The 24,272-nt window shown below is 41.0% G+C and carries 22 protein-coding genes; 7 read left to right on the top strand and 15 right to left on the bottom strand.

Annotated elements, in window-relative coordinates; all coding sequences use genetic code 11:
* The first annotated feature begins 13 nt into the window (after positions 1-13).
* The 3 genes from JCM15074_RS21740 to JCM15074_RS09995 all read left to right on the top strand — a co-directional run bounded on the left by JCM15074_RS21740 (position 14) and on the right by JCM15074_RS09995 (position 6,903).
* Complete coding sequence (locus JCM15074_RS21740; protein ID WP_234400209.1) at positions 14-4,258, top strand: SslE/AcfD family lipoprotein zinc metalloprotease; 4,245 nt, start codon at positions 14-16, stop codon at positions 4,256-4,258.
* 349 nt (positions 4,259-4,607) lie between these two features.
* Positions 4,608-5,264, top strand: coding sequence for a DUF6796 family protein (locus tag JCM15074_RS10000; RefSeq protein WP_025821075.1), 657 nt, complete (start codon positions 4,608-4,610; stop codon positions 5,262-5,264).
* 10 nt (positions 5,265-5,274) lie between these two features.
* Positions 5,275-6,903, top strand: coding sequence for a CRTAC1 family protein (locus JCM15074_RS09995; RefSeq protein WP_025821074.1), 1,629 nt, complete (start codon positions 5,275-5,277; stop codon positions 6,901-6,903).
* A 34-nt stretch (positions 6,904-6,937) separates the two neighbouring features.
* Here the strand turns inward: JCM15074_RS09995 and JCM15074_RS09990 are convergent, their stop codons facing one another.
* The 6 genes from JCM15074_RS09990 to JCM15074_RS09965 form a co-directional block, all read right to left on the bottom strand.
* Positions 6,938-7,438: a transcription elongation factor gene (locus JCM15074_RS09990; RefSeq protein ID WP_025821073.1), complete on the bottom strand. Its 501-nt coding sequence runs from the start codon at positions 7,436-7,438 to the stop codon at positions 6,938-6,940.
* A gap of 4 nt (positions 7,439-7,442) precedes the next feature.
* The gene (locus JCM15074_RS09985; protein ID WP_025821072.1) at positions 7,443-7,811 is read right to left on the bottom strand and encodes a hypothetical protein; all 369 of its coding nucleotides are present in this window, start codon (positions 7,809-7,811) and stop codon (positions 7,443-7,445) included.
* Between the two features lie 87 nt (positions 7,812-7,898).
* Positions 7,899-10,496 carry a bifunctional acetaldehyde-CoA/alcohol dehydrogenase gene (gene adhE, locus JCM15074_RS09980; protein ID WP_025821071.1) on the bottom strand — a complete coding sequence of 866 codons (2,598 nt, stop codon included), beginning with the start codon at positions 10,494-10,496 and terminating at the stop codon, positions 7,899-7,901.
* Between the two features lie 370 nt (positions 10,497-10,866).
* Positions 10,867-12,114 (bottom strand): NupC/NupG family nucleoside CNT transporter, encoded by a 1,248-nt coding sequence (locus JCM15074_RS09975; protein ID WP_025821070.1) that lies wholly within the window; start codon positions 12,112-12,114, stop codon positions 10,867-10,869.
* A gap of 18 nt (positions 12,115-12,132) precedes the next feature.
* On the bottom strand, positions 12,133-12,681 hold the full coding sequence (locus tag JCM15074_RS09970) for an NAD(P)H-dependent oxidoreductase (protein ID WP_025821069.1): 549 nt from the start codon (positions 12,679-12,681) through the stop codon (positions 12,133-12,135).
* Between the two features lie 419 nt (positions 12,682-13,100).
* A complete protein-coding gene (locus tag JCM15074_RS09965; RefSeq protein WP_234400208.1) occupies positions 13,101-13,430 on the bottom strand; it encodes a winged helix-turn-helix domain-containing protein in 330 nt (109 codons plus the stop codon).
* Positions 13,431-13,532: 102 nt separating this feature from the next.
* Between JCM15074_RS09965 and JCM15074_RS09960 the strand changes: the two genes are divergently transcribed.
* Complete coding sequence (locus JCM15074_RS09960; protein WP_025821067.1) at positions 13,533-14,075, top strand: DUF924 family protein; 543 nt, start codon at positions 13,533-13,535, stop codon at positions 14,073-14,075.
* 1 nt (position 14,076) lies between these two features.
* On the opposite strand, the gene JCM15074_RS09955 is transcribed toward JCM15074_RS09960, so the two are convergent.
* Positions 14,077-14,508 (bottom strand): universal stress protein, encoded by a 432-nt coding sequence (locus JCM15074_RS09955; protein WP_025821066.1) that lies wholly within the window; start codon positions 14,506-14,508, stop codon positions 14,077-14,079.
* A 204-nt stretch (positions 14,509-14,712) separates the two neighbouring features.
* On the opposite strand from JCM15074_RS09955, the gene JCM15074_RS09950 reads away from it, so the two are divergent.
* The 3 genes from JCM15074_RS09950 to JCM15074_RS09940 all read left to right on the top strand — a co-directional run bounded on the left by JCM15074_RS09950 (position 14,713) and on the right by JCM15074_RS09940 (position 18,212).
* Positions 14,713-16,050 carry a lysozyme inhibitor LprI family protein gene (locus tag JCM15074_RS09950; RefSeq protein WP_025821065.1) on the top strand — a complete coding sequence of 446 codons (1,338 nt, stop codon included), beginning with the start codon at positions 14,713-14,715 and terminating at the stop codon, positions 16,048-16,050.
* A 150-nt stretch (positions 16,051-16,200) separates the two neighbouring features.
* Entirely contained in the window at positions 16,201-17,628 is a 1,428-nt protein-coding gene (locus JCM15074_RS09945; RefSeq protein WP_025821064.1) for a coniferyl aldehyde dehydrogenase, read from the top strand.
* Positions 17,628-18,212, top strand: a complete 585-nt coding sequence (locus tag JCM15074_RS09940) for a TetR/AcrR family transcriptional regulator (protein ID WP_025821063.1) — start codon at positions 17,628-17,630, stop codon at positions 18,210-18,212. Before JCM15074_RS09945 ends, JCM15074_RS09940 begins: the two co-directional genes overlap by 1 nt.
* On the opposite strand, the gene JCM15074_RS09935 is transcribed toward JCM15074_RS09940, so the two are convergent.
* The 8 genes from JCM15074_RS09935 to JCM15074_RS09900 all read right to left on the bottom strand — a co-directional run bounded on the left by JCM15074_RS09935 (position 18,209) and on the right by JCM15074_RS09900 (position 24,244).
* Positions 18,209-18,964 carry a CsgG/HfaB family protein gene (locus JCM15074_RS09935; protein ID WP_025821062.1) on the bottom strand — a complete coding sequence of 252 codons (756 nt, stop codon included), beginning with the start codon at positions 18,962-18,964 and terminating at the stop codon, positions 18,209-18,211. The two genes, JCM15074_RS09940 and JCM15074_RS09935, sit on opposite strands and share 4 nt — an antisense overlap.
* Positions 18,961-19,350: a curli assembly protein CsgF gene (locus JCM15074_RS09930; protein WP_025821061.1), complete on the bottom strand. Its 390-nt coding sequence runs from the start codon at positions 19,348-19,350 to the stop codon at positions 18,961-18,963. Before JCM15074_RS09930 ends, JCM15074_RS09935 begins: the two co-directional genes overlap by 4 nt.
* Positions 19,351-19,359: 9 nt before the next feature.
* Positions 19,360-19,761: a curli production assembly/transport protein CsgE gene (locus JCM15074_RS09925; RefSeq protein ID WP_025821060.1), complete on the bottom strand. Its 402-nt coding sequence runs from the start codon at positions 19,759-19,761 to the stop codon at positions 19,360-19,362.
* 286 nt (positions 19,762-20,047) lie between these two features.
* Complete coding sequence (locus JCM15074_RS09920; RefSeq protein WP_148300772.1) at positions 20,048-20,914, bottom strand: cobalamin-binding protein; 867 nt, start codon at positions 20,912-20,914, stop codon at positions 20,048-20,050.
* 1 nt (position 20,915) lies between these two features.
* Positions 20,916-21,521 (bottom strand): cob(I)yrinic acid a,c-diamide adenosyltransferase, encoded by a 606-nt coding sequence (cobO, locus tag JCM15074_RS09915; RefSeq protein WP_025821058.1) that lies wholly within the window; start codon positions 21,519-21,521, stop codon positions 20,916-20,918.
* Positions 21,518-23,017 carry a cobyric acid synthase gene (locus JCM15074_RS09910; protein WP_025821057.1) on the bottom strand — a complete coding sequence of 500 codons (1,500 nt, stop codon included), beginning with the start codon at positions 23,015-23,017 and terminating at the stop codon, positions 21,518-21,520. Before JCM15074_RS09910 ends, cobO begins: the two co-directional genes overlap by 4 nt.
* A complete protein-coding gene (cobU, locus tag JCM15074_RS09905; RefSeq protein WP_025821056.1) occupies positions 22,980-23,534 on the bottom strand; it encodes a bifunctional adenosylcobinamide kinase/adenosylcobinamide-phosphate guanylyltransferase in 555 nt (184 codons plus the stop codon). The genes JCM15074_RS09910 and cobU overlap by 38 nt, the downstream gene beginning before the upstream one ends.
* The gene (locus JCM15074_RS09900) at positions 23,531-24,244 is read right to left on the bottom strand and encodes an adenosylcobinamide-GDP ribazoletransferase (RefSeq protein WP_373278899.1); all 714 of its coding nucleotides are present in this window, start codon (positions 24,242-24,244) and stop codon (positions 23,531-23,533) included. Before JCM15074_RS09900 ends, cobU begins: the two co-directional genes overlap by 4 nt.
* Positions 24,245-24,272 lie beyond the last annotated feature (28 nt).

Here is a 24,272-nt window from a genome sequence, read left to right as displayed (position 1 = left end):
TCTGTGTAACGGTATGTCAGCTAATGCCTTTACCATTCAAGTGGGTGATGATGTTAATTGTCAATTGGATCAACTGACGTTGGCAGAATTTAGCAATGTGCAAGCAGACCCTAGCCGCAGCGAGCAACCAACCAGCCGTAAGCTGTTAGTACTTGAACATGCTGATAATATGGCGCAGCGCCCAAATGCTGTAGTTAATGCCAGCAGCTTAATTAATAGCATGGCAACCACGTATGGTAATCAAATTGAGCTTAAATTAACCCCAATTCAACAGCTGCAGTTTACTAACTATTACCAACATGATTTGGATATGGAACATAGCCAGTTTGTTGAGCTGATTGAGCAAAAGCAAAGTAACGACAATCAAGTTGATAAACAGCCAAGTACTCATGTGCCGGACATTAAGCCCGCAGTGACGGCTGGCGCATCTTCAGATCTTAACGGCCAGTTTGTAGCGGCTAATGCTGAAAGTCATTATCAGTATCAAGCCACAGAAGTGATTTTATCAAAGGCTAAACTGACCGATAGCCAAGGTAAAGCTATTGCAGGTATTCAATATTTTAGTGCCCATAGCCGTGGTATCACAGACAGCGAGGGTTATTTTGAATTTAATTGGGGTGATAATATCAGCTTTGGTATCGACACCTTTGAGCTGGGCAGCATTCGAGGCAATCAAACTCAATTTACACTCAGCCAGCTCGGCCATGGCGATGTAGGTCAAAATATCGAACAATTAGTGCTACGTTATAGTACTGAACAGTCACAACATTGGCAGTTGGCTGAGCAAGTTAATCGAGTCTTCAGCCAATACCCGAACGCAATTAATGAGATCATTTCATTATCATTAACTGCTAACGATAAAATACTCGATTTAGGCAATGGTCAAACCCAAACTATCAGCGCCGAATTTGAGCAGCAGTTTAAACAAGGGTTGGCTCAACAAATCGATCAACAAATTTGCGCGAATGGTTGCCAAGCCCCAGCGCAGCGCCAATTGGTAGAGCAAAGCAGCAATCAGATTTTAACTGATATTCAAAAACTGTGGGGCAGTACTGCTGAGGTCCAACAGCAAGGTTGGTTACCCGTTAAACAGTTCCATGTTTTCCATGACAGCACTAACTTTTATGGCAGTACCGGTAATGCCCGTGGTCAAGCGGCAGTTAACATTGCCAATACTGCATTTCCGGTCATGATGGCCCGCAATGACAATAACTATTGGCTACCGTTTGGTCAGCAAAAAGCGTGGGATCAACATGGTCTAGCTTATATTACTGAGGCACCATCAACTGTGATTGCAGAACGTGTTGGCGCCAACACCGCCACTTTTAATCTGCCTTTTATCAGCATTGGTGAAATGGGCCAAGGTAAAGTGATGGTAATGGGTAATGCTCGTTATAACAGTATCTTAGTTTGTCCAAATGGTTATAGCTGGCAAGGTGGCGTTGATAACCAAGGTCAATGCACCAATAGCAATGATAGTGACGATATGAAGCATTTCATGAAGAACGTCTTGAACTATCTAAGCCATGGCCAAAGTGGTTATACCATAGGCACCAATATTCCTTTGGTTTATTTTAAACGTCATGGTCAAGTCACTGGCAACTCAGCGCCGTATCAAATCCATCCTGACTTTAACGTAGCTACCGAGCAAGTTAGCCAATTCAGTCATCTTGATCCGCAAACAATGCCAATTGTGATGATTAATGGTTTTGAATATCTACTCAATCCTAATGGTAACCATTACGAATTACCGCTAAGAGCCGATACAGAGCAAGCAAAGCTGACTCAACAAGATGCTACTGACCTGATTGATTATGTGAGTCGCGGCGGCAATGTGTTAGTGATGGAAACCTTGTTAGATATGCCGCAGGGCAATCCATTAGCGCGTCTACTTGACAGTGCTGGCATTGCATTTGGCATTGGCCAAAATGTGGTTAACAATGGCAATGGCCCTAACCAAGGTTATCCTGATCGCGTTCGTAGCCACAATCAATTAGGGGCATGGGTGATTGAACGTTATGCCGCAGTTGAGGGTGAAGATAATAAGCCAACCACCCCCTATATCATTAATGCCGATGGTAGCGTTGATTGGTTATATCAGCTACAAGGCAAGCCAGACGATAAGCCAAAATTAGAGGTAGCTAGTTGGACAGAAACTAATGACCAAGGCGAACAAATCAAACACCTTGCTTATATTGATGTTGCCAACAGTAAAGATATCGCCGCTGATAAAGCACGTATTTTGAATGCCTTTAAAAAGGCTGATGACAGCTTGGCGTATAGTGAATGTAAAGACAGTAACTATCATTATGAAGTCAACTGCTTAGAGTACCGTCCCGGCAATGGCATTGCCCTTTCTGGTGGCATGTATGTACCGCATTATACCGAGTTAAGTCTGGGTAACGATGAAGCCAAAGCTATGGTACAAGCCGCAAACTTAGGCGATAACATTGAACGTTTATATCAGCATGAGCGCTACTTCCGTAGCAAAGGTAAACAAGGTGAGCGTTTAAATAGTGTTGATTTAGAACGTATTTATCAAAATATGTCGGTCTGGCTATGGAATAATCTTGATTACCGTTTCCAAGCGGGAATAGAAGATGAACTTGGCTTTGAACGTTTCACCCAAATGTTGAACTGTTATAGCGACAACCGCGCTGCAGGTGGTACAGTTTGCCCGACTGAACTGCGTACTAGCATGCAATCACTTAGCATGATTTACGGCGACGATGCAGGCCAGTATGCAGACTACATGAACCCAAGCTATCCATTGAATTATATGGAAAAGCCGTTAACACGTTTAATGTTAGGCCGCTCTTTTTGGGATTTAGATATCAAAGTTGATATTAGGCAATACCCTGGTGAAGCCAATGCCAGCCCAAGCAATCACAATGTTACATTGGATTTAAGTAACCGCAGTGCGGCTTGGTTTGCTGGTAGTCGCCAAGCAACGGGTCAGTGGGCCGTTGCGCAGCAGCCTTTCACCATATCGGCTAATAGCAATCAACCAATTACGATTACCGTTGCCCTCAATGACGATTTAACAGGTCGTGAAAAACATGAGCTTGGTTTAATGCGTCCACCACGTATAAGCCAAAGTATCACCTTAAACAGCGGCGATATTGGCAATAGCTACACCATGACAGTGCCTTATGGCGGTTTAATCTATGCCAAAGCCAATATTGATACACCAGTACAATTGAGCCTGCAAGGCACTGTTGCTGCACCGTTATATCAATTTGATGGTCAACAAGGGCAATGGCTTAACCCACAAGATGCGCCTGCACCACTGGCTGAAGTCATTAGCCAAAGCTTCATCTATACCACAGCCAAAGCAAACTTAGCCGCGAGTAATTTTGAGGGTAATCTGGCTCAATTTGCACAGCAGCTAGATCAATTTGCCTTAGACAGTAACGATTTTTACAGTCGTGATGAAGGGGTAAATGGACTGCTCAACCGTAAAGCGACTGATAGCAGTATTGGCAATAGCCGCCATCATTTCGTCAATGATGTTGCCATCAGTATAGGTGCTGCTCACTCGGGCTATCCGGTCATGAATGCTAACTTTAATCCGCAAAGCCAGCAGTTGCCGACAACACCACTGAATGATTGGTTACTGTGGCATGAAGTTGGCCACAATATGGCTGAAGCCCCGTTTAATGTTGCTGGTGCCACAGAAGTGGTTAACAACTTACTGGCACTTTATATGCAGGACAAACATTTAGGTAAAATGAACCGAGTTGAGCAAGACATTCGTATTGCCCCTGAGTTTGTGCAAAGCGAACAGGGTCATGCTTGGGCTGCTGGCGGAGCTGGCGAGCGACTACTGATGTTTGCTCAAATTAAACAATGGGCTGAAACCGAGTTTGATATTAATACTTGGTATCCAAACCAAAGCTTACCAAGCTATTACGATGAACAAAAAGGACTCGCTGGCTGGAACTTATTTAAGTTAATGCACCGCTTAACGCGTAATGCAGATGCGCCTGCACATGGTGAAAATCAGTGTTATAACAGCCAGCTATCAGCCAGTGATCAGTTGATGCTATGTATGTCGTATGCGACCCAAACTGATTTAAGTGAGTTTTTCAAGGCATGGAATCCGGGCAGTAAATCATTTATTTACCCAGGTGACAGCACGCCGCAATATGAAGGTGGTATTACTGATATTGGCTTAAGTCGCGTACAGGCACTGAATTTACCAAAGCCAAGCTTAGATCCACTGACGATCAATCGTATTACGACGAGCAGTCAATAATAACTTAACTCGACGTCACCTCTCCCTTAAAGCCCATATTTAACCCTATGGGCTTTATTTTAATAACGACACGATTTTAATTATTCGCGCATATTTATCATTAATAACCATTAAATAATAATTGAATATCTAAGCAATTATTACCACCTACACAATAAAACAAATCATTTAATATAAATAATTATTTAAACAGCTACCGTTATATTATTAATTTCACAGGGTATATAACTGTTTAATTATTGACATCTTCAGTGTCACTGTTAGGTTAAAAAAACACTTATCCATAACAGTTCTGGTTTATAACAAGCTTGATTCATCAAAACGCGAGTTCAGCGAGAATAAAATAATAATGATGACACTAAAGAGAAAATTACTTTTATCAGCCGTTATCGGTTTATTAGCCGCGCTTTTAGTCGGCTGTGGCGAATTTTTATTACATTTTGACCCTCAAGGACGCTTTAATGCCGACTCTCCTTATCAATTTATGCAGGGGATCAGTGCAACCCGCACCAGTTATGGTCATTTTATTGCAGTACTCAGTGGCCCTTTATATATCATAGGTTTTTGGCATTTGATGAAAATGCTTGAACCTGCTAATAAATTACTCGCCACCATCGGATTTGTATTACTAAGCTATGGCATTATTATCGGGCTGGTGTGGATTGGCTCAAGAGCAGATATCAGTGCCATGATTAATCAATCTGTGAATATAGACCAAACTCAATTAATTGCACTCTATCAAGCGAGATATGAAAGTCTGTTGCAAGTGACCAGAGTCATCGTTTTATTATTCTCAGCCATTTTTGTTGGATTAATTGCAACCGGCAAAACTCACTATCCTCGCTGGTTTATGTTATTTAATCCCTTTACCTTAATTCTGCTCAACTTTGCTATTTGGCTTATCTCACCTGCTGTAGGTATATATTTAATGCCTATCGCATTAAACACTTCATTTGCTTTGCTATTTACCCTCTCACTATTTATTGCCATAAAAATAAAACAATAAGGACAGATAGATGCGCCTAACCTTAAAACTATTATTTGCTTTGTTACTGCTCATAATCGCTATGTTTATTATGATCATTATTCGTTCCATTATGGATAGACAAGACGATTACGACGTCAGTCTAGCGGATACTGAAGTGCCGCTATATATCGAATCGACTATCCCATTTAATCAAGCTAATGACTTTAGTGATAGTTTGCCATTTTTAGGGTCGGCTATTATTGATATTGAAAATGACGGCGTTGAAGAGCTTTTTTTGGGCGGCAGTAAAAAGAGTAATGATGGTCTGTTTAAATTTACCAAAAATCAATTGGTTGCCATTAAAGGTAGTGCAGGAATAAGCAATAACGGTCAAGCCAGCTTTGGTAGTGTAGTGCTTGATGTAGACGGCAATGGTTATCAAGATCTGATTGTAGCCCGCGAAGATGGTATTTGGCTGCATTTAAATGAACACGGCATGTTTAACAATCAAAAGTTAGCAGCACAAATGCCTGCAGGTACAACGCCTCTCTCGATTGCTATCGCAGATCTTAACCGTGACGGTGCCTTTGATATGTATGTTGCAGGCTATATTCAGCATGAATTAGTTGAAGGGCAAAATATCTTCCGAGAAGGTTATGGCGGTTCAAGTCGATTATTTATCAATAATGGCGACAACAGCTTTACTGATTACACTAAGCAAGCAGGACTTGAATATAAACATAACACTTTTCAATCAGCTTTTATCGATATCGATCGTGATGGTAAAGAAGATCTGATCGTCGCGCATGATACTGGACACGTCCGTACATGGCGTAATTTGGGTAATCTTAAATTTGCAGCGGTCGACAATCCTAACTCAAGTGAATACAGCTATCCGATGGGCTTAGGTATTACCGACCTCGACAATAACGGTTATGTTGACTTTTACTTCTCGAATGTCGGTACGACTCCGCCCAACTTTATGATTAGAGGCGAGCTAACCGATGACCAAATCAGTAATTGGAAATGGTTACTGTTTAAAAATAACGGCGACTTCAAATTTGAGGATGTTGCTCAACAAGCTAAAATTGCTGATTACGAATTTGCTTGGGGTGGCGTATTTGATGACCTTAATTTAGATGGTCGTGATGATTTAATTGTGGCAGAAAACTACATAGGGTTACCTATGCATAAAATGCCATTTTTACGTTTAAATGGTCGATTACTCCTGCAAACCGCTAATGGTGAGTTTGCACCAGCGGGTGCGCAAGCTGGAGTATCCAATCGATTATATTCAATCTCCCCTTTAACAGCTGATTTTAACCAAGATGGCCGACCTGATATTGTTCATGCCAATTTAAACAGTGACTCCAAACTGTTTTTAAGCCAGCCTGGCTCTGGTAATTACTTAAAAGTAAAGCTTGCTGATACCATCAATTCTATTGGCGCCGTGGTTGCAATTAAATTAAGTAATGGTGATGTACTACAACGGCCTTACGTCTCTGGAGAAGGCTTATGCTCTGATAGCAGCCGTATCATCACTTTTGGTTTAGGTGATAACCAAGCAACTCAGGTAAATATCCAGTATTTAGATGGTAAACAACAATTTATGGTGGGACCTTTTGAAAATGAATTGATTGAGCCACACCTTTCACAATCAAAGGCGCTGATGCAATAGCATAGTATTGAAAGCCAGCGACCTTTGCTGGCTTTTAATAAACCGCAATAATTTGATACTGTTTATTCTGACCTGCTAACACAATATCATCATCCACATATTTGCCCATTAATGCATAACCTAATGGTGCAGCAGACGTCACTAACATAACGTTATTGATATCATTATGATACTGACTAAGCTCTGGCCACTGCACTTTTACACCACCAGCCGCTGGGCTGATAAATAATGCCTGTAATTGTTCAAGCTCATCTTCAAGGATCACTAAAGCGCCTAAACCAATGGCAGTATCAGCATCAAAATCTCGCAGTACTAAGCCATTAATTTGTTGCAGCGCTAACTGGCACTCTGCCACCCGTTGAGTTTGTCCATGGGCTAAATATGATGCCTCAAGGCCAAAAGTCTCGTATTTGCTTCTAGCAATGGCTTCACTGTGTGTCGCGGTTTCATGAGCTTGATTAGCCGCATTAACTGCAGCTTGTTTAATTGATTCAAGCTGTACCACAATAATATCGCGCAATAATGCCTTATCCATGTGTTTAAGCGCCATTAATAATATTCAATAACTGCTGAATAAAACGCTTAATCGCCATCTCATCATCAAATTTAAATGCTAAGCCATAATGAATACCATTTAAGCTTTTTTGCACACGTTTAGGGAAACGAGTCATCTCACTATTATGAAAATAGCCCGCTTTATATTTAACCCCCTCAAGCGACGATAGTTCATTAAGAAAAATTTCATACGCTGGACGGATCACTAGTTGGCAATCTTTACCTGAACCTTGCAAATAGATCGGCTCTTTCAACTCAGGTAACATATATTCAGTAATCTTCTTAATGGTAAAATTGGTTCTACAATTCAAAGAGCTCAATACCACGACTATTTCATCATGAGTTACTGCCACTTTAGTATTCCTTATCGTTAATATGATTGCACCATAACAAAAATGGAGCTCTTAGGCTCCATTTTAAATTGTTTAGCTAGCTGAAAATCAATCTTGGTACGGCTTACCATAGTAACTGGCTAACAGAATCGCTTTTAACTCGCTAATCAATGGGTAACGAGGGTTCGCGCCAGTACACTGATCATCAAAGGCATCTTCTGCAATTTCATCTAATTTAGCTAAGAAATCGGCTTCATTCACCCCTGCGGCCTGAATTGACATCGGGATATCTAACGCCAATTTAATCCGTTCAATTTCATCAATAAGTGCATTCACTTTAGCGCTATCATCTTGGCCCGGTAAACGCAGGTAGTCAGCAATTTCAGCATAACGACACTTAGCTTTAGGACGGTCATACTGACTAAAAGCGGCTTGTTTAGTAGGCAAATCAGTAGCATTGAAACGAATCACATTGCTGATCAGTAGCGCATTGGCTAAACCATGAGCAAGATGGAATTCTGCCCCTAATTTGTGTGCCATTGAATGACAGATACCAAGGAAAGCGTTAGCAAATGCAATACCCGCAATTGTGGCACCGTTATGCACTTTTTCGCGCGCCACAGGGGCATTAGCGCCTAACTGATAAGCATCTTCCAAATGGCTAAAGAGCAGTTTAACTGATTGTAATGCCTGACCATCACTATATTCATTGGCCATCACGCTCACATAAGCTTCTAACGCATGAGTTATGGCGTCAATACCACCAAAAGCCGTTAATGATTTGGGTAAATTCATCACCAAATTAGGATCAATAATGGCCATATCAGGAGTCAACTCATAATCAGCGATTGGATATTTCATTCCAGTCACTTCATCAGTGACCACAGCAAACGGTGTCACTTCAGAGCCAGTGCCTGATGTGGTTGGCACCGCCACCATCATTGCTTTTTGGCCTAGCTTAGGGAAAGTGTAAATACGCTTACGAATATCCATAAAGCGCAACGCTAAATCAGCAAAGGCCACATCTGGATGCTCATACATCACCCAAATAATTTTGGCGGCATCCATAGGTGAACCGCCACCTAATGCAATAATCACATCAGGTTGGAAACTCTGCGCGACTTTAGCACCATCACGCACTACGGCTAAAGTTGGATCGGCTTCTACCTCATAAAACACCTCAGTTTCTAATCCTTGCGCTTTAAGGATTTGCAGCGTCTCATTACAGTAACCATTATTAAATAGGAACTTATCGGTCACAATCAGCGCACGTTTTTTATCTTTAAGCTCTTCAAGTGCAATCGGTAAGCTACCACGACGGAAATAGATGGATGATGGAAGTTTGTGCCACAACATATTTTCAGCCCGTTTAGCGACAGTTTTCTTATTAATAAGATGGCTTGGCCCAACGTTTTCAGAAATAGAGTTACCACCCCATGAGCCACAACCTAAGGTTAATGATGGTGCCAATTTAAAGTTATAAAGATCACCAATACCACCTTGTGAAGCAGGCGTATTTATTAAGATCCGCGCCGTTTTCATGCGCTCGCCAAATAATCTGATACGATCAATTTGAGTATCTTGATCGGTATATAAACCCGATGTGTGACCAATACCACCAAGGGCAACTAATGCCTCAGCTTTAATCACAGCCTGCTCAAAATTATCAGCACGGTACATACCGAGTAATGGTGACAGTTTTTCATGGGCAAAGGCTTCTGAATCATCAATCTTAGTGGCTTCACCAATCAGCACTTTAGTGGTTGCTGGCACTTTAATATCAGCCATTGCCGCAATATCTACCGCACTTTGACCCACGATATCGGCATTTAAACCACCATTTTTTAAGATCACTTGTTGCAGTGCTTTATTTTCTTTAGCATTCAGTAAATAACCGCCGTGGCTTGCAAAACGCTGTTTAACTTGTTCATAAATGCTATCAACAACAACGACCGCTTGCTCTGATGCGCATACCACACCGTTATCAAAAGTTTTAGACATTAAGATAGAACTGACGGCACGTTTAATATCTGCAGTTTCATCAATCACAATCGGCGTATTACCGGCGCCAACACCAATTGCAGGTTTACCTGATGAATATGCCGCTTTCACCATACCGGGACCACCCGTGGCGAGAATTAAATTGACCTGATCATGAGTCATTAATTGATGAGATAACTCGACACTTGGCTCATCAATCCAACCAATAATATCTTTTGGCGCACCTGCGGCAACAGCAGCATCAAGTACAATTTTAGCGGCTTGCGTGGTTGATTTTTTAGCGCGCGGATGGGGTGAGAAAATAATTGCATTACGGGTTTTAAGGCTAATTAATGCCTTGAATATGGCGGTAGAGGTCGGGTTTGTAGTCGGTACAATGCCACAAATAATGCCGATAGGCTCAGCAATAGTCATGGTGCCAAAAGTGGTGTCTTCGTCTAAAATGCCACAGGTTTTGCTGTCTTTATATTTGTTATAAATATATTCAGAAGCAAAATGGTTTTTAATCACTTTATCTTCAATCACCCCCATGCGTGTTTCTGCAACAGCCATTTTGGACAATTGAATACGGGCATCTGCTGCTGCAAGTGCAGCCGCACGAAAAATTTTATCAACTTGCTGTTGCGAATAAGTGGCAAATTTTGCCTGTGCATTAGCAACGCGAGTAACCAGACGATCTAATTCCTGCTGATTAGTGACTTTCATTAATACCACTCCCAAAAAAGATTTAGCTAAGCTAATCACTTAGCTAAGGCTTTTCAGGAAAAGCGGTATCTTCAAAGTACCTTGCAGCACTTCAAACTTCCGTGAGCTAACGCACAAATCAGAATTAACATGTAATTTTATTACGCAAACAAATATCGACACATCTACGCACTATCAGATTAATACTTTTAAATCATAATGATAGCTTTGTATTTCATTAACCTTTGCTAATGAAGCAAGTTAAAAAGTTAGAGCCTGTGCAATTATCAACCTAAATAGCCGCTCACTCTGTAATTAAGCAACACAAAACATTGAGCCAATAAAAAAGCGAGTCAGTTTGCACTGACTCGCTTCAATTTACATCATCCAATTAGAATGACATAAATAAACCCACCACTGTTGCAGAAAGTAAGTTAGCTAATGTCGCTGCAAGTAACACTTTCATACCCACGCTAGCGATATAGCTCGATTTATTTGGGATCATGCTGCTAAGTGCTGCAACCACCATAGAAACAGAACCTAAGTTAGCAAAACCACATAGTGCGACTGTGATAATGGCAACCGACTTAGGTGACATCACTTCACCCGTTGTCGCCACAACCGCTTCACCACTGATATAAGGAGCAAAACCTGCATAAGCAACGAACTCGTTAAGGACTAACTTTTGCGCAATGAACGAACCTGCAATATTAGCTTCAGCCCAAGGCACACCAATCAACCATGCCACCGGCGCAAATACAAAACCTAGAATCAGCTCAAGCGTTAAACCTTCAAAACCAATCTTGTCACCAAACCAACCTAACATGCCGTTAACCATGGCAATTAAACCGATACATGCAATCAAAATTGCACCCACTACTACAGCAATCTTAAGACCCGCTATCGCACCTTTAGCAATCGCATCAATAAAGTTACTTGGTTTTTCATCATCTGGTAGCTCAGGTACATCATTCATTGGTTGCTCAGTTTCAGGGATAATTAACTTAGCAAACAATAGACCCGCAGGCGCGCTCATAAAGCAAGCCATCACAAGATACTTAACTTCAACGCCCATACCTGCAAGACCTGCTAATACAGAACCGGCAATAGACGCTAAACCACCCACCATCACCGCGAAGATTTCAGACTTAGTCAAGTATGGGTGCCATGGCTTTACAAATAATGGCGCTTCAGTTTGACCACACACAGTGTTTGCAATCGCATTCATCGACTCAGCTTTCGATGAACCAATCGCTTTTTGTAAGCCACCACCCAATACTTTAACGAATAGATTCATAATGCCCATATAGTGCAATAAGCTCACTAATGCAGCGGTAAAAATAATCGCAGGTAATACTTGAAAAGCAAACACAAAACCTAAGTTTTCAACTTTAAAGGTCACGAGGTTACCGAACACAAAGCCAATACCTTCAGATGCATAACCTAGGATGCTTGAAACACCATTTGATAGTGCTAACAGCATATCGCTACCGAACTCAGTCGCCAGTACGAAACCTGCAATAAGCACTTGAATCACTAACGCCCCACCTACGGTACGCCAGTTAATATTTGATTTAGCATTACAGCATAAATATGCCAGCGCCAATAACGCTACAATACCAATAAGAGATTGCCACATAATAAAATATCCTAAAAATTAACTATATTGTTGGATTGAGGCCAATATCCGTTGGCTGTGCTGTTGCGCTAACTGCATCACTTGTTGCTGATCACCACCTTCATCAGGGGTAGAGTTCATTTCAAAGGTGAGAATAGTGTCAACAATGTCCATTTGCGCAGCATTAACAGGATGCATAGCTGCTTGCAGGTAATGATTGATATCTAAGAAATTAAATTGTTCAGGTGCGTAAGATTCTGCAGTTGCACCGCAAGTAATCGACAAAATCACTTTTTTATCTTTTAACTGGCTGCCATTTGGACCAAAAGCAAAGTTATAAGTAAACACTTCGTCAAACCACAGCTTCATTAATGCAGGATAAGTCGACCAATACAGAGGAAACTGAAAAATAATAACATCAGCTGCCAACAATGCTTGTTGCTCTTGCAAAACATCAATTTGATAGTCAGGATACAATTTATCGAGTAAACGACACTGTATCTCGGTTGCTGATAACTCAGACAAAATGGCCTGATTAGCGACAGAGCGCTGCAAATCAGGATGGCCAGATACCAATAAAATACTCACACCAACTCCTATGCTTATTTTCAGTTAATGACCAAATTATTTGATCTCTAAACAAGCCTTGTTTTGTATTTAAATTACATAAACAAATAAAAACATCATTAAATTTAGAATATACGAAGCCATACTCATGATTAAAAATCATAAGAGGTAATTAAATTTCACATATTATTATTTAATTTCAAAGGCAAGTTAATTAGCAGAAAATAAACACGCGCCGCTTAACTATGCGGCGCTAATATTGCATATATTTAATTATTGGTGAATAAGAATAAATTAATAATGTAAATTAGGTCACATAATTAATTCACTGCTTATTTAATATTATTTAAACAAGTATTGCATAATGTATCAATTTTATTATTTTATAAATAAAACCTAAACTAATTTAAACTTTAAATAATATTATTCTGAATATTATTTCAATTATTGCTTGCGGATATTTCCAGTAATAATGCTATCTGCTCAAGGTGATCAGCAACCCAATCTAAATTGATTGGACCGCTAGCATCGATCTGATAATAGCCCGCATTGTTGCGGACACCAGATTGAACAAACTGGCATTCAATACCTATATCAGCGAATGCTGCAATGGCATCTTGCAACGTGCGGCGAGGCATCCCAGTTAATTGAGTTAATGACAGTAAATTATGAGACTCACTCTTGATAAGATGTGCCAAGTAAAGCTTACGTAGGAAGGCTTTCTGCTGTTTTGAGCTATTGTTAGGATCGAGCATAGTAATTCTATCCATTTGTAATACTTATAATTTGGTCTATAGATAAAGCGTTAGTTGATTTTATGCGCAATCTAAGGCTAAAGTAAATCGTTAACCACTGAAACGGAAGCATGGCTAATGATAACCCCTGATGAAATCTTAAACTTTTGGTTTGAAGAGATAGACTGTCAATGTTGGTGGGTAAAAGATCTTGAATTTGATCAATTACTACGCCAGAGATATCAATCTGTGTTGGAGCAAGCGAAACTGGGGGAATTATATCATTGGCGTAGTACTCCTGAAGGACGTCTAGCCGAGATCATCGTACTTGATCAATTTTCACGTAATATCTACCGCGACACTCCACAAGCATTTGCCGCTGATAATATAGCCTTGGTATTAGCGCAAGAGGCCGTTGCATTACATATTGATACTCAATTAAAAACCAAACATATTCCGTTTTTATATATGCCTTATATGCACAGTGAATCAAAACAAATTCATGAGGTCGCTGAGATTTTATTTAATAGAGAAGCTGCAAAAGCACAATTGGGATATGAATTAAGCCATAAAGCTATTATTGACCGATTTGGTCGCTATCCACATCGTAATGCGATTTTAGGACGCGAATCTAGCCAAGCTGAACTTGATTTTCTCAATCAGCCTGGCTCAAGTTTTTAATTTATTTAACCACGAGCACCGGACATTTAGAACCGTTTGCAACCGCTTCAGCGACATTACTATGTAAGAAGTGATCAATGCCAGTGCGGCCATGTGAAGCTATCACAATCATCCCCACATCAGCCTGCTCAGCTTCTTCAATTATCTGCTCAATCGCTTGCCCATGACGAATAACAGTATCGACCTTCAATGTCATTTTTAATTTTGCTAATAAATCATTCATTTTTTGAGCCGCGGCCAGTTCCATACTATCTGCGAGCTCTTGTGGAGTAATTGCCATAATTTGGTAATTTTCATAACCATATGGCTGTTCAACAACATGCAAAATACGTAAATCAACATCATATAAATTTGCCATTTCAATGGCATAGCTTAATGCATGTGCGGCTGTTTCAGAAAAATCTGTTGGCCATAATATCGGTTTGTTTCTCATCATCGCCTCACTCTGTTGTATTGATTTGATTCTAGTTGTTAACAATTAGATACGCCATTAACAATAAGATCAATATATCAGCATCACACTTCTATTAATTAATAACAAAAATTCAAGTAGAATGGGAGATACACAACTTATTATTAATCCCTAATGTAGTTGTAATGAATTATTCTATTGTTACTGTTTTGTGATGGAGCCTCCATGCGTTTTCTGATGTACCCAGCTTTACTCTGCTCATTGCTATCAACGTTGTTCTTTAATGTTAACGCGGCATCAGCCTCAGTTAATACTCAACATATTGAGCTGCGGTCATCTCAAATAGCTCCGTCACAATCAATAACGCTGTTGCTGCAACAAGCCAATCAACTGTTCGAACAAGGTCAAACTCAGTTAGCCCAAAACCTTTACGTCAAAGCAGCACAATTAGACAGTGGTGAAGCCTATTACCAACTGGCATATCGTTATGTTGTCAGCAATGAACAAGCAATCAACTATTATGAAAAAGCGGTACAACTGGGCTACAGTCCTGCGCTAGACGATGCTATTGAGGTATTATTTACCCGCGCCAGATACTTACAAAATGCCTCTCCTGAGCGCGCACTCGAATTAGTCAAACTACAGAAGAAACAGCAACCCCATTTAGCGGTAAACAGCCGTCAAAGCCTGCAGCAATGCGTCAATGCAGGTACATTTAACTTAGCTGATTTAACCGAAGCAGATCAGCAAAGTTACTTAATCCACCATGGTGATATCTATCAAACATGGCAACTCGCTGAGCGTGTTTCGCATAACCCCATTTATGCCAATAAAACCAATCAGCTGGTATTGCAAATTATTTGCCGAGGCAGTGAAGTCCCCGCAGAGTTAGAAACTGCGGTTGAAGAACGTTATCAATTTTGGTTACAGAACTATAGCAGCCAAACATTCAATATTTGTCACTATATTACCAGCGGTATGGGCATGAGTTTTTGTGCTAATCGCGATGCCCAAAAGCAGGCTAAACAGCAACAATTGCAGTTATCAAAAATCAAACAGCAGTTACTGCATAAGCCACAGCACCAACAATTATTAATGGCACTTGATGACAGCTACAATGAATTTGCGACTTTTGCCCAATTACGCGCGATTGGAGAACAACTTTATGCAGGCACTAGCCGTTCAGGCATGATCATTGAAGATATCAATCAACAAAAGCAGCACTATATTGATTGGATTTATAATCAAGTGGCGCTATTAAGTCATCCTGTCGTGGTCGATTTCAGCGCTGAAGATAAGGCTCTAAATCAAGTCTACCGACAGCTTAGAAAAAACCTGCGTGCTCATCCCGTAACTGACTTCAATATTAGCTTTCATTTTGATGATCTAAAGCAAACTCAACGTGCATGGTTAAATTATCGTGATAGTACCGCCCATCTACTCAGTTTACTGACGCCCAATACCTCCAAACAACAGTGGCAAGCTTATTTGACTCAGCAACGCTTACAGCAATTGAAAGAGTTACAACAGCAACTGCAAAACTATAATAGCCAAACGACCTGAAGCTGTTATTTCTAGAAGCACTTAAGCTCGTTCAGCTCAAGGCACTTCTGTTGAGCGACTATTGAGCTATTGCCCCGTCCAATTAAGCACGCTATGTTAAACCGACTGACTAGTCGGTTTAATTGTTTTTATAACAAATAAGGTGTCAACATGGATAGGGTTAATACACAACAAAATCAAGCTTCAGCACTTATTACCCAATTGCAAAAACAACGTCATAGTTTTGAGCAAAGCGGTGGCTTTGACTTCCAAACTCGGCTCGACAAATTAAACCAACTTAAGCATGCACTCATCCAACATCAGCAACATATTGTCAGCGCGCTCGCTAATGATTATGGACATCGAGCCAGCTTTGATACTTTGCTTGCTGATGTTATGCCTTGTATTAACCAGATCAATTACACTCGTAAACATTTAGCCAAATGGATAAAACCTAGCCGCCGCCACGCAGGCTTATTATTAGCGCCTGCCAATGTCAAAGTACATTACCAACCATTAGGCGTTATCGGCATTATCGTGCCATGGAATTTCCCGGTTATGCTCAGTTTAGGGCCATTAATTACCGCAGTGGCTGCTGGCAACCATGCCATGATCAAACTGAGTGAATTCACGCCAGCGGTAAACCAAGTCATCAAACAAATTGTCGCCCAAGTATTCAGTGATGAACAGGTCTATATTGTGGAAGGTGAAGCTGATGTTGCCGCCCAATTTTCAGCGCTACCATTTGACCACTTACTCTTTACTGGCTCAACCGAAGTCGCCAAGCATGTAATGCGTGCGGCCGCCGAGAATTTAACCCCAGTGACGTTAGAGCTCGGTGGTAAATCGCCCGTTATTATTGCACCTGATATGGACATAGATATTGCAGTTGAACGGATGATATTTGGTAAATGTTTAAATGCAGGGCAAATTTGTGTATCACCAGACTATGTCTTGCTCCCGAAAGATAAACAACAAGCTTTCATTGATGCTTATAAAACTAAATTTGAACAACTTTATCCTAATTTTATCGACAATCAAGACTATTCAAATGTGATTAATTTACGTCAATTTGAACGCTTGCTGGCAGTTATTGAAGATGCCAAACAACAAGGGGCGCAAGTCGAACCAGTCACCAGTAATAGTATTGATATTCCGCAGCGAAAAATGGCCACGCAGCTTATCAGCCAAGTCACAGATTCTATGCTTGTTATGCAGCAAGAAATTTTTGGACCACTGCTGCCTATTGTTGCTTATGATGACCTTGAACAAGCGATTAGCTACGTTAATCAACGTCCTCGTCCGTTAGCACTTTATATTATGAGTTTCGAGCAGACGACGAGCCAACAGATTATTAGTCGCACCCATTCCGGCGGAGTCTGTGTTAATGAGACGGTATTTCATGTAGCCGCAGACGATGCGCCTTTTGGTGGCATTGGACCATCGGGCATGGGCCATTATCATGGTAAAGAGGGCTTCTTAAGCTTTAGTCACGCTAAAACAGTACTGAGCAGAGGGCGTTTCAATACCGGCAAATTGGTACATCCACCCTATGGCAATAAAATCCAACAGTTACTGTTTAAGATATTTATGCGCTAATGGCTAAGTTATCTCAGAAAAAACAACAAATTTTTGATGCTGCTTTATTGCTGTTTGTTGAGCAAGGATTTTATGCAACCTCTACGGCCTCAATTGCGAAGCAAGCTCAGGTAGCAACAGGAACGCTATTCCACCATTTTAGTAGCAAAGACAAGTTAATTGAGCAACTCTATTTATCAATAAAGCAAGAGTTTGCTAATCATGTCATGCAAATCCGTCAACAAGCGCCAAACTTAACACTGCAACAATTAGCCCAGCAGATATGGTTTGGCGCCATTGAATGGGCAATGGAAAATCCGCTTAAACAGCGTTTTTTCCAACAATATTCACAATCTGCCACGATTAACAAAGCCATTAAACAACAAGCTCTAGCAAGTGTTTATCAATTACTGGAACCCTTATTGGTACAAGGTCAGCAACAATCACTGGTCGCCGATTACCCAATGGATCTTATGTTAGAAACTTGTCATGGCCAGTTTTTAACACTCAGCCACTTTTATATTGAGCAACCGCACCTATGGCAAAATGAGCGTTATAAACAGGCCAGTTTTCAATTATTCTGGCAGGCAATTGGCCCCCGTTAACTAACCGACCAAAATCCTTGTGATATGCCCTTTTCAATGAGTTCAGCAACGGCCAGTTCAATCGCCTGTAGCACACAGTATTGCACTGGTTCATTGGTTGAGAATCCAATTTCAGCCTCTGCTAGGCGATTCAAACTTGTATAACGAAATAGTCCTGCGCGCATTTCTTGTGAAAACACCCGTTTACTGGTGTTAACAGACAAGAGCACTTTACCGGTATGAACATCCACTGCGCGTAAATAGATGGTAACTTGATCCTCACGATACAGCTCAGATGCGCCAATACCATAATATTCAACCCCGCTACCGCCTGTACTAATATTTGACTCATAACTAATGATGCCGCCCTCTAGCAGCAATCTAGCATGGGTCAATGATGGAACATTGTTGCCGTTAACTTGTTGCTTTTGGCTTATCTTTCGCTCAGTGAGTAAGTTTTGCAGTCCTTCACGTTCAAGCGGAGTGAACCACTTTGAATCAAGTAAAGTTTGCACCAACATTGAAGTGGCACCTTGTGTCACGGCTGTTGAGAATGAACTCACATTAGCTTGTGGTTTATATTGCCCAGTTTGGTCTCTAAATGAATATACAGATACTGGAATAGGATATTTAGGCCCTGGTTGCTGCGCCAATTGACGCATGGTGGCACTAATAGGGTTCACTTCTGCAGCGGATATATTAAGATCAGGTTTTGGCACTAAACTACAACCACTAAGTAATAATGCGATGATGCCACTGAAGATTAACCTCATAGGCCACCTCCAAATGTAGGCATCTCAATCACAGTCACCTCACCAGAGACTATATTGGTAATGGTTAACATCACACCGCCCCCCGTCGAAGCAACCTCAACGCGAAAGTCACCAGTATCGTAAACCCCTTCTGTTATTTCACCATTTGCCACACCACGAGTAATCGAGTTAATAATGTTACGTTCTAGTGATTCTTTAAAACGCGTGACAAAGTCTTTTTCACGACTTTCAGCGGTATGATCATTTTGAGACTGCGCCTTGCTCAGCAAAAAAGAAGCATTTAGCGGAGAACCGCCAAAGCTAGGGTTAATCGGGGTATAAACTAATTCAGTAGCGGTAGCATTGGCACTAAATATGAATAATATAATCAACATCCTGTTCAACATAATTCCTTCCTAGAATCCATTATTTACATCAGCAAGTTCACCCATTAATGCATTCGCTCTGGTATTGGCGATATGATCAATGGTCAATAATATGGCCTGCTCAGCTCTTTCTTTTATGGGGCTGGCACGGCGACCAAAATAGGTTTTATATATTTGAATATCATTAATTAATAGGGTTAATGAAGTCCCTGCTTGCGGAAATACTTGCTCAATTAATGTGACATTAAATCCTTGGGTAAAAGGCAGGTCTCGCCAATAGCTGGCATAGTAAAAATTAAAATCTTTACCAAAGCGGGTTAAGGTACGATCAATCACTAAACCACTAATTTCAATATCATGATCTTGAGCCTGCAGCGGCAGGCTGCATGGCAACAGCACTAATATTGATAATAAAATAAACCGATTAATCATCACTACATCCCTGTATTACTGGTAGCCAACAATACACTTGTAAATGCATTGTTAAAATCAATAATAACAAGAATGATGGTTCAGCGGCATAGTCGTCGGCAATACGTGCCCGAAATAACCCAAAATAACTAGTCCATTATTGTTACAGCTATAGCTTAACTAATTGAAATATAGTTATGATTTAAGCAAATGGTAATTTAGCGACAGGGGAATTAAATCGTACTTGTGGTGGAGTAAAAAAGGCTTAATTATTAAATAATTAAGCCTTTTTATAGTATATATAGAGTTATTCAACACTCGAATGAATATGTTGTCGACCTTTTTGCAGCGCATTGCACACTTGGGCGACCCCAAGTGGCGTTCTCGGCCCAGCTCGATGCAAATAATCGGCATTCATCACAAAAACATTGTTCATTTCAACAGCTGGTATTTCAGGCCAATTAAGCCAATTCACCGCATCTAAATTACTGGGATCATTTGATTGTAAAATCACCTGTGGCTTGGTCACTAATACATTCTCAGTACTTATTTGAGGGTATTCATTCCACGAATTAGCAAACACATTTTGACCGTGGCAGATCTCTATAATTTGTTCAATCCAGCTATTATTAGACACTGTCATTAATGGTCTACCCCATAGCTGATAAAAAACTTTTATAGGCAATTTTTCAGCATACTTTTGCTGCAACCCATTAATTTGCTGTCGATATTTTTCAGCAACTTGTTGCGCTTGTTGTTCATGCCCTGTCAATTTACCTAAGCTAATCATATTGACCGCCACATCATCAAGCGCTTTAGGGCTGCTATCAAACACCTTAAAACCTAACTTTTTCAGCTGTTCAATATCTTCAGATTTATTTCCATCGCCCCAAGTGACGATTAAATCAGGTTTAAGCGCCAATACTTTTTCAATCACCACCCCGTAATAGCCACCAATACGAGGAATATCCAACGCTTGTTTAGGATAATCAGCATGATCAGTTGCCGCCACAATTTGCTCACCTGCACCAATAGCAAACAGCATTTCAACCGCATGGGGAGATAAAGCAATAATACGTTTTACAGGTGCCTCTTGAGCCACTGCATTAACGCTGGTCAATGCTAATAGCAGTATCCCGGATACCCATTGAGTCATCGCAACTAATATCTTCATCTTAATAATCAAAACCTACTTGTGCTTTGATGCCAGCATCAAATGCATGTTTTATCGGTTTAACTTCACTGACAGTATCAGCCAATGTCGTTAACTTGCGATGACAAGCTCGCCCAGTGACAATCACATGTTGATGGGTAGGTCTTTGCTCAATTGCAGCCACAACATCATCAACCGCTAAATAGTGATAGCTCAACATATAAGTTAATTCGTCCAATACCACCAAGTCGATGGTTGGATCTTGTAATCGTAACAACGCTTGTTGCCAAGTCTCTTGCGCAGCCGCTATATCGGCTTCTTTATCTTGAGTATCCCAAGTAAAGCCCGTTGCCATCACATCAAACAGCACACCATTTGCGGCTAACAAATTACGTTCACCGCATTCCCAATTACCTTTAATAAACTGTACGACGGCGGCTTTTTTACCATGCCCAACCGCCCGCGTTACTGTACCAATCGCCGCAGTGGTTTTACCCTTACCATTCCCAGTTAACACCATCAAGACCCCACGCTCATCAGTTGCAGCTGCAACTTTACCAGCAACGGTTTGTTGTAGTTTTTGTTGACGTTGTTGATGACGCTTAGCATTGTCAGCGGCAGAAGTCATGACGTTCCTTTTATAATATTAATCAGCTTATCCATATCTAAATGCTGATTGACCATGGTAGCAAGACGATTTAATTCAGTTTCACGCTGGGCATCAATATCAAGCGCTTCGACTTGTTCAAGTCCTGCCCAAGCAAGCATTAACTGACATGCTTGCGGCTGATCGAATATACCATGTAAATAACTAACAAAAATTTGATTATCATCAGACAACATGCCATCAGTAAATTTTTGGTTATCAATTTGTTGTAATGTTAAGGGCGCTACTATATCAGCATTAAATTGACTAATTCCACAATGAATTTCATAACCTTTAACATCGGCAAGTTGCCCATTTAAACATAACTGCCCTTGTACTTGGGTTAGACGTTTACTGGTCGTTAATTCTGTTGTGATAGGTAATAAGCCAAGCCCTTGGGTTAAGCCATCTGAACTCTCTATCTGCAATGGGTCATAAATGCTTTGACCGAGCATCTGCAAACCGCCACAAATACCAATGAGCTTGCCACCATAACGCAGATGACGTTCAATCAATTTATCCCAACCTTGCGCTCGCAAAAAGGCTAAGTCAGCAGCAACATTCTTACTACCAGGGATAATCAACAGATCTCCTGAATCTTGATAATGACTGTTAGCGGCATTGATATAAGCAAAATCGATATCACAGCGCTGCCTTAATGGATCAAAATCAGTATGGTTACTGATCCTTGGCAGGGTCAGTACTCGCACTTTAAATTTAGCTTGAGATGCATTGACCTGTTGCTCAACAATGGCATCTTCAGCATCAATTTTTAAGTCCATTAAATAGGGTAACACCCCAAGCACTGGTTTATTGGTGTAGTTTTCTAACCAATCAATACCTGATTGCAATAAACTAATATCACCTCGAAAACGGTTAATCACAAAGCCTTTAACCCGTGCTTGTTCACTTTCACTCAGCAATGCCAAAGTACCAACTAAATGCGCAAATACTCCGCCTTTATCAATATCTGCAATAATAATAACGGGGCAATCAACCGCCTCTGCAAAGCCCATGTTCGCAATATCATTTTCACGTAAATTGATTTCTGCAGGGCTCCCTGCACCTTCAACTAAGACTAATTGATATTGCTGCTGTAATCGTGAAAATGAATCGAGTACCGGGATCATGGCATTAACTTTATAGCCATTAAAATACTGAGCAGCATCCATTTCAGACAAAGCATGCCCTTGCACAATAATTTGCGCCCGTGTATCAGAGCTCGGCTTGAGTAAAATGGGGTTAAAATCAGTATGCGGCTCGACACCACAAGCGTAAGCTTGCAAAGCTTGCGCTCGACCTATTTCACCACCATCTGTAGTTACGGCACTATTAAGCGCCATATTTTGTGGTTTAAAAGGCGCAACATAACTTAATTGCGGCTCAATACCTTGCGCAAATGCTCGGCCTAATGCAGCTACTAGCGTACTTTTACCCGCATCAGAGGTGGTGCCTTGTACCATTAAAGTATAAGCCATCAGCCTTCATCCTTAATGGTAAACCCGCAGCAATAAAGGTCACTTTATCTGCTATCGCGGCAATCGCTTGATTGAGCCAACCCGCTTCATCGACAAAACGGCGTGATAACTCACCCAATGGCACTATACCTAAACCCACTTCATTACTGACTAAAATCACATTAGCCTGAGTCATTCTTAACTGATCAATTAGCGCCTGTTTGCTCGCATTAATATCAGCTCCAGCCAAAAGTAAATTAGTTAGCCATAAGGTCAGGCAATCAATTACGATACATTGCTGAGGTTGATTAAACTGAGCTAAAGGAGTGCAAATATCTTGTGGCGCTTCAATCAATTGCCAATCAATTTTAGCATTAAGCCGATCTTGTTGATGCTGAGCAATGCGCCGTGCCATTTCGGCATCTTGAGCTTCAGCCGTCGCAATATAGTAATAGTACGAACAATCGAGGCTGGCAGCCGTTGCTTCAGCGTAATGGCTTTTACCACTGCGCGCGCCGCCCAACACCAGCTCAATCAATTTAAGCCTCCTGCGAGCAAAATAACCAAATAACAAATTAGCTCACAAACTTGCTGAACAGCGCCCAGTACATCACCGGTATAGCCACCAATTTGGCGTCTAAAAATACGCACTAATACAAATCGAGCCACCAGCATGGTAACCACTAAATAAACAAAGACTTGATGATGCACCAACAAAGCAACAGGTAAACTGCACAGTAACAAAATCGAAATATCATTGACATTTTGCTCTGAGGCTAGCGGCTTACTCTTGCTGGTTTCATCATCTCGAACATAGGTTTCAGTAAAAATAAAACTGGCCGCAACCACTCGACTTAAGGTGTGCGCCGCAATTAATGCGGCAACCACGGTAATCGGATCATACAGTGCTAGCTCTGTTAACGACTGCCACTTCAATAGTAATACCAGTACTAGAGCAAGTGCACCATAGCTGCCTAACCGAGAATCTTTCATGATGTTGAGCTTATCAGCCACTTTCCAGCCACCACCTAAGCCATCAGCAGTATCGGCTAAGCCATCTTCATGAAATCCCCCCGTCAACAGCACAGAGACAATCATCGATAACACCACCGCCACGCCAATCGGTAACACTGTTTGTGCTAACCAAAAAACAGTTGCAGTAATAATACCAACGAAGGTACCCACTAAACCAAAATAGCGGCTGGCTCGATTTAATTTTTCAGTGTCAGTAAATACCCATGCAGGCATAGGAATACGGGTAAAAAAACCCATAGCA

The sequence above is a fragment of the Shewanella marina JCM 15074 genome (assembly GCF_000614975.1).
Taxonomy (GTDB): domain Bacteria; phylum Pseudomonadota; class Gammaproteobacteria; order Enterobacterales; family Shewanellaceae; genus Shewanella; species Shewanella marina.
This window is presented reverse-complemented; position numbering and strand designations above follow the sequence as displayed.

Bases quoted from the DNA above. Each gene is read 5' to 3' on its own strand.
- JCM15074_RS09920 (WP_148300772.1), bottom strand. From the start codon at position 20,914: ATGAAGATATTAGTTGCGATGACTCAATGGGTATCCGGGATACTGCTA.
- JCM15074_RS09935 (WP_025821062.1), bottom strand. From the start codon at position 18,964: ATGAGGTTAATCTTCAGTGGCATCATCGCATTATTACTTAGTGGTTGT.
- JCM15074_RS21740 (WP_234400209.1), top strand. From the start codon at position 14: ATGTCAGCTAATGCCTTTACCATTCAAGTGGGTGATGATGTTAATTGT.
- JCM15074_RS09960 (WP_025821067.1), top strand. From the start codon at position 13,533: ATGATAACCCCTGATGAAATCTTAAACTTTTGGTTTGAAGAGATAGAC.
- JCM15074_RS09975 (WP_025821070.1), bottom strand. From the start codon at position 12,114: ATGTGGCAATCTCTTATTGGTATTGTAGCGTTATTGGCGCTGGCATAT.
- JCM15074_RS09900 (WP_373278899.1), bottom strand. From the start codon at position 24,244: ATGCCTGCATGGGTATTTACTGACACTGAAAAATTAAATCGAGCCAGC.
- JCM15074_RS09965 (WP_234400208.1), bottom strand. From the start codon at position 13,430: ATGGATAGAATTACTATGCTCGATCCTAACAATAGCTCAAAACAGCAG.
- JCM15074_RS09950 (WP_025821065.1), top strand. From the start codon at position 14,713: ATGCGTTTTCTGATGTACCCAGCTTTACTCTGCTCATTGCTATCAACG.
- JCM15074_RS10000 (WP_025821075.1), top strand. From the start codon at position 4,608: ATGATGACACTAAAGAGAAAATTACTTTTATCAGCCGTTATCGGTTTA.
- JCM15074_RS09940 (WP_025821063.1), top strand. From the start codon at position 17,628: ATGGCTAAGTTATCTCAGAAAAAACAACAAATTTTTGATGCTGCTTTA.
- JCM15074_RS09925 (WP_025821060.1), bottom strand. From the start codon at position 19,761: ATGATTAATCGGTTTATTTTATTATCAATATTAGTGCTGTTGCCATGC.
- JCM15074_RS09990 (WP_025821073.1), bottom strand. From the start codon at position 7,438: ATGGATAAGGCATTATTGCGCGATATTATTGTGGTACAGCTTGAATCA.
- cobO (WP_025821058.1), bottom strand. From the start codon at position 21,521: ATGACTTCTGCCGCTGACAATGCTAAGCGTCATCAACAACGTCAACAA.
- JCM15074_RS09930 (WP_025821061.1), bottom strand. From the start codon at position 19,350: ATGTTGAACAGGATGTTGATTATATTATTCATATTTAGTGCCAATGCT.
- JCM15074_RS09955 (WP_025821066.1), bottom strand. From the start codon at position 14,508: ATGAGAAACAAACCGATATTATGGCCAACAGATTTTTCTGAAACAGCC.
- JCM15074_RS09945 (WP_025821064.1), top strand. From the start codon at position 16,201: ATGGATAGGGTTAATACACAACAAAATCAAGCTTCAGCACTTATTACC.
- JCM15074_RS09910 (WP_025821057.1), bottom strand. From the start codon at position 23,017: ATGGCTTATACTTTAATGGTACAAGGCACCACCTCTGATGCGGGTAAA.
- JCM15074_RS09995 (WP_025821074.1), top strand. From the start codon at position 5,275: ATGCGCCTAACCTTAAAACTATTATTTGCTTTGTTACTGCTCATAATC.
- adhE (WP_025821071.1), bottom strand. From the start codon at position 10,496: ATGAAAGTCACTAATCAGCAGGAATTAGATCGTCTGGTTACTCGCGTT.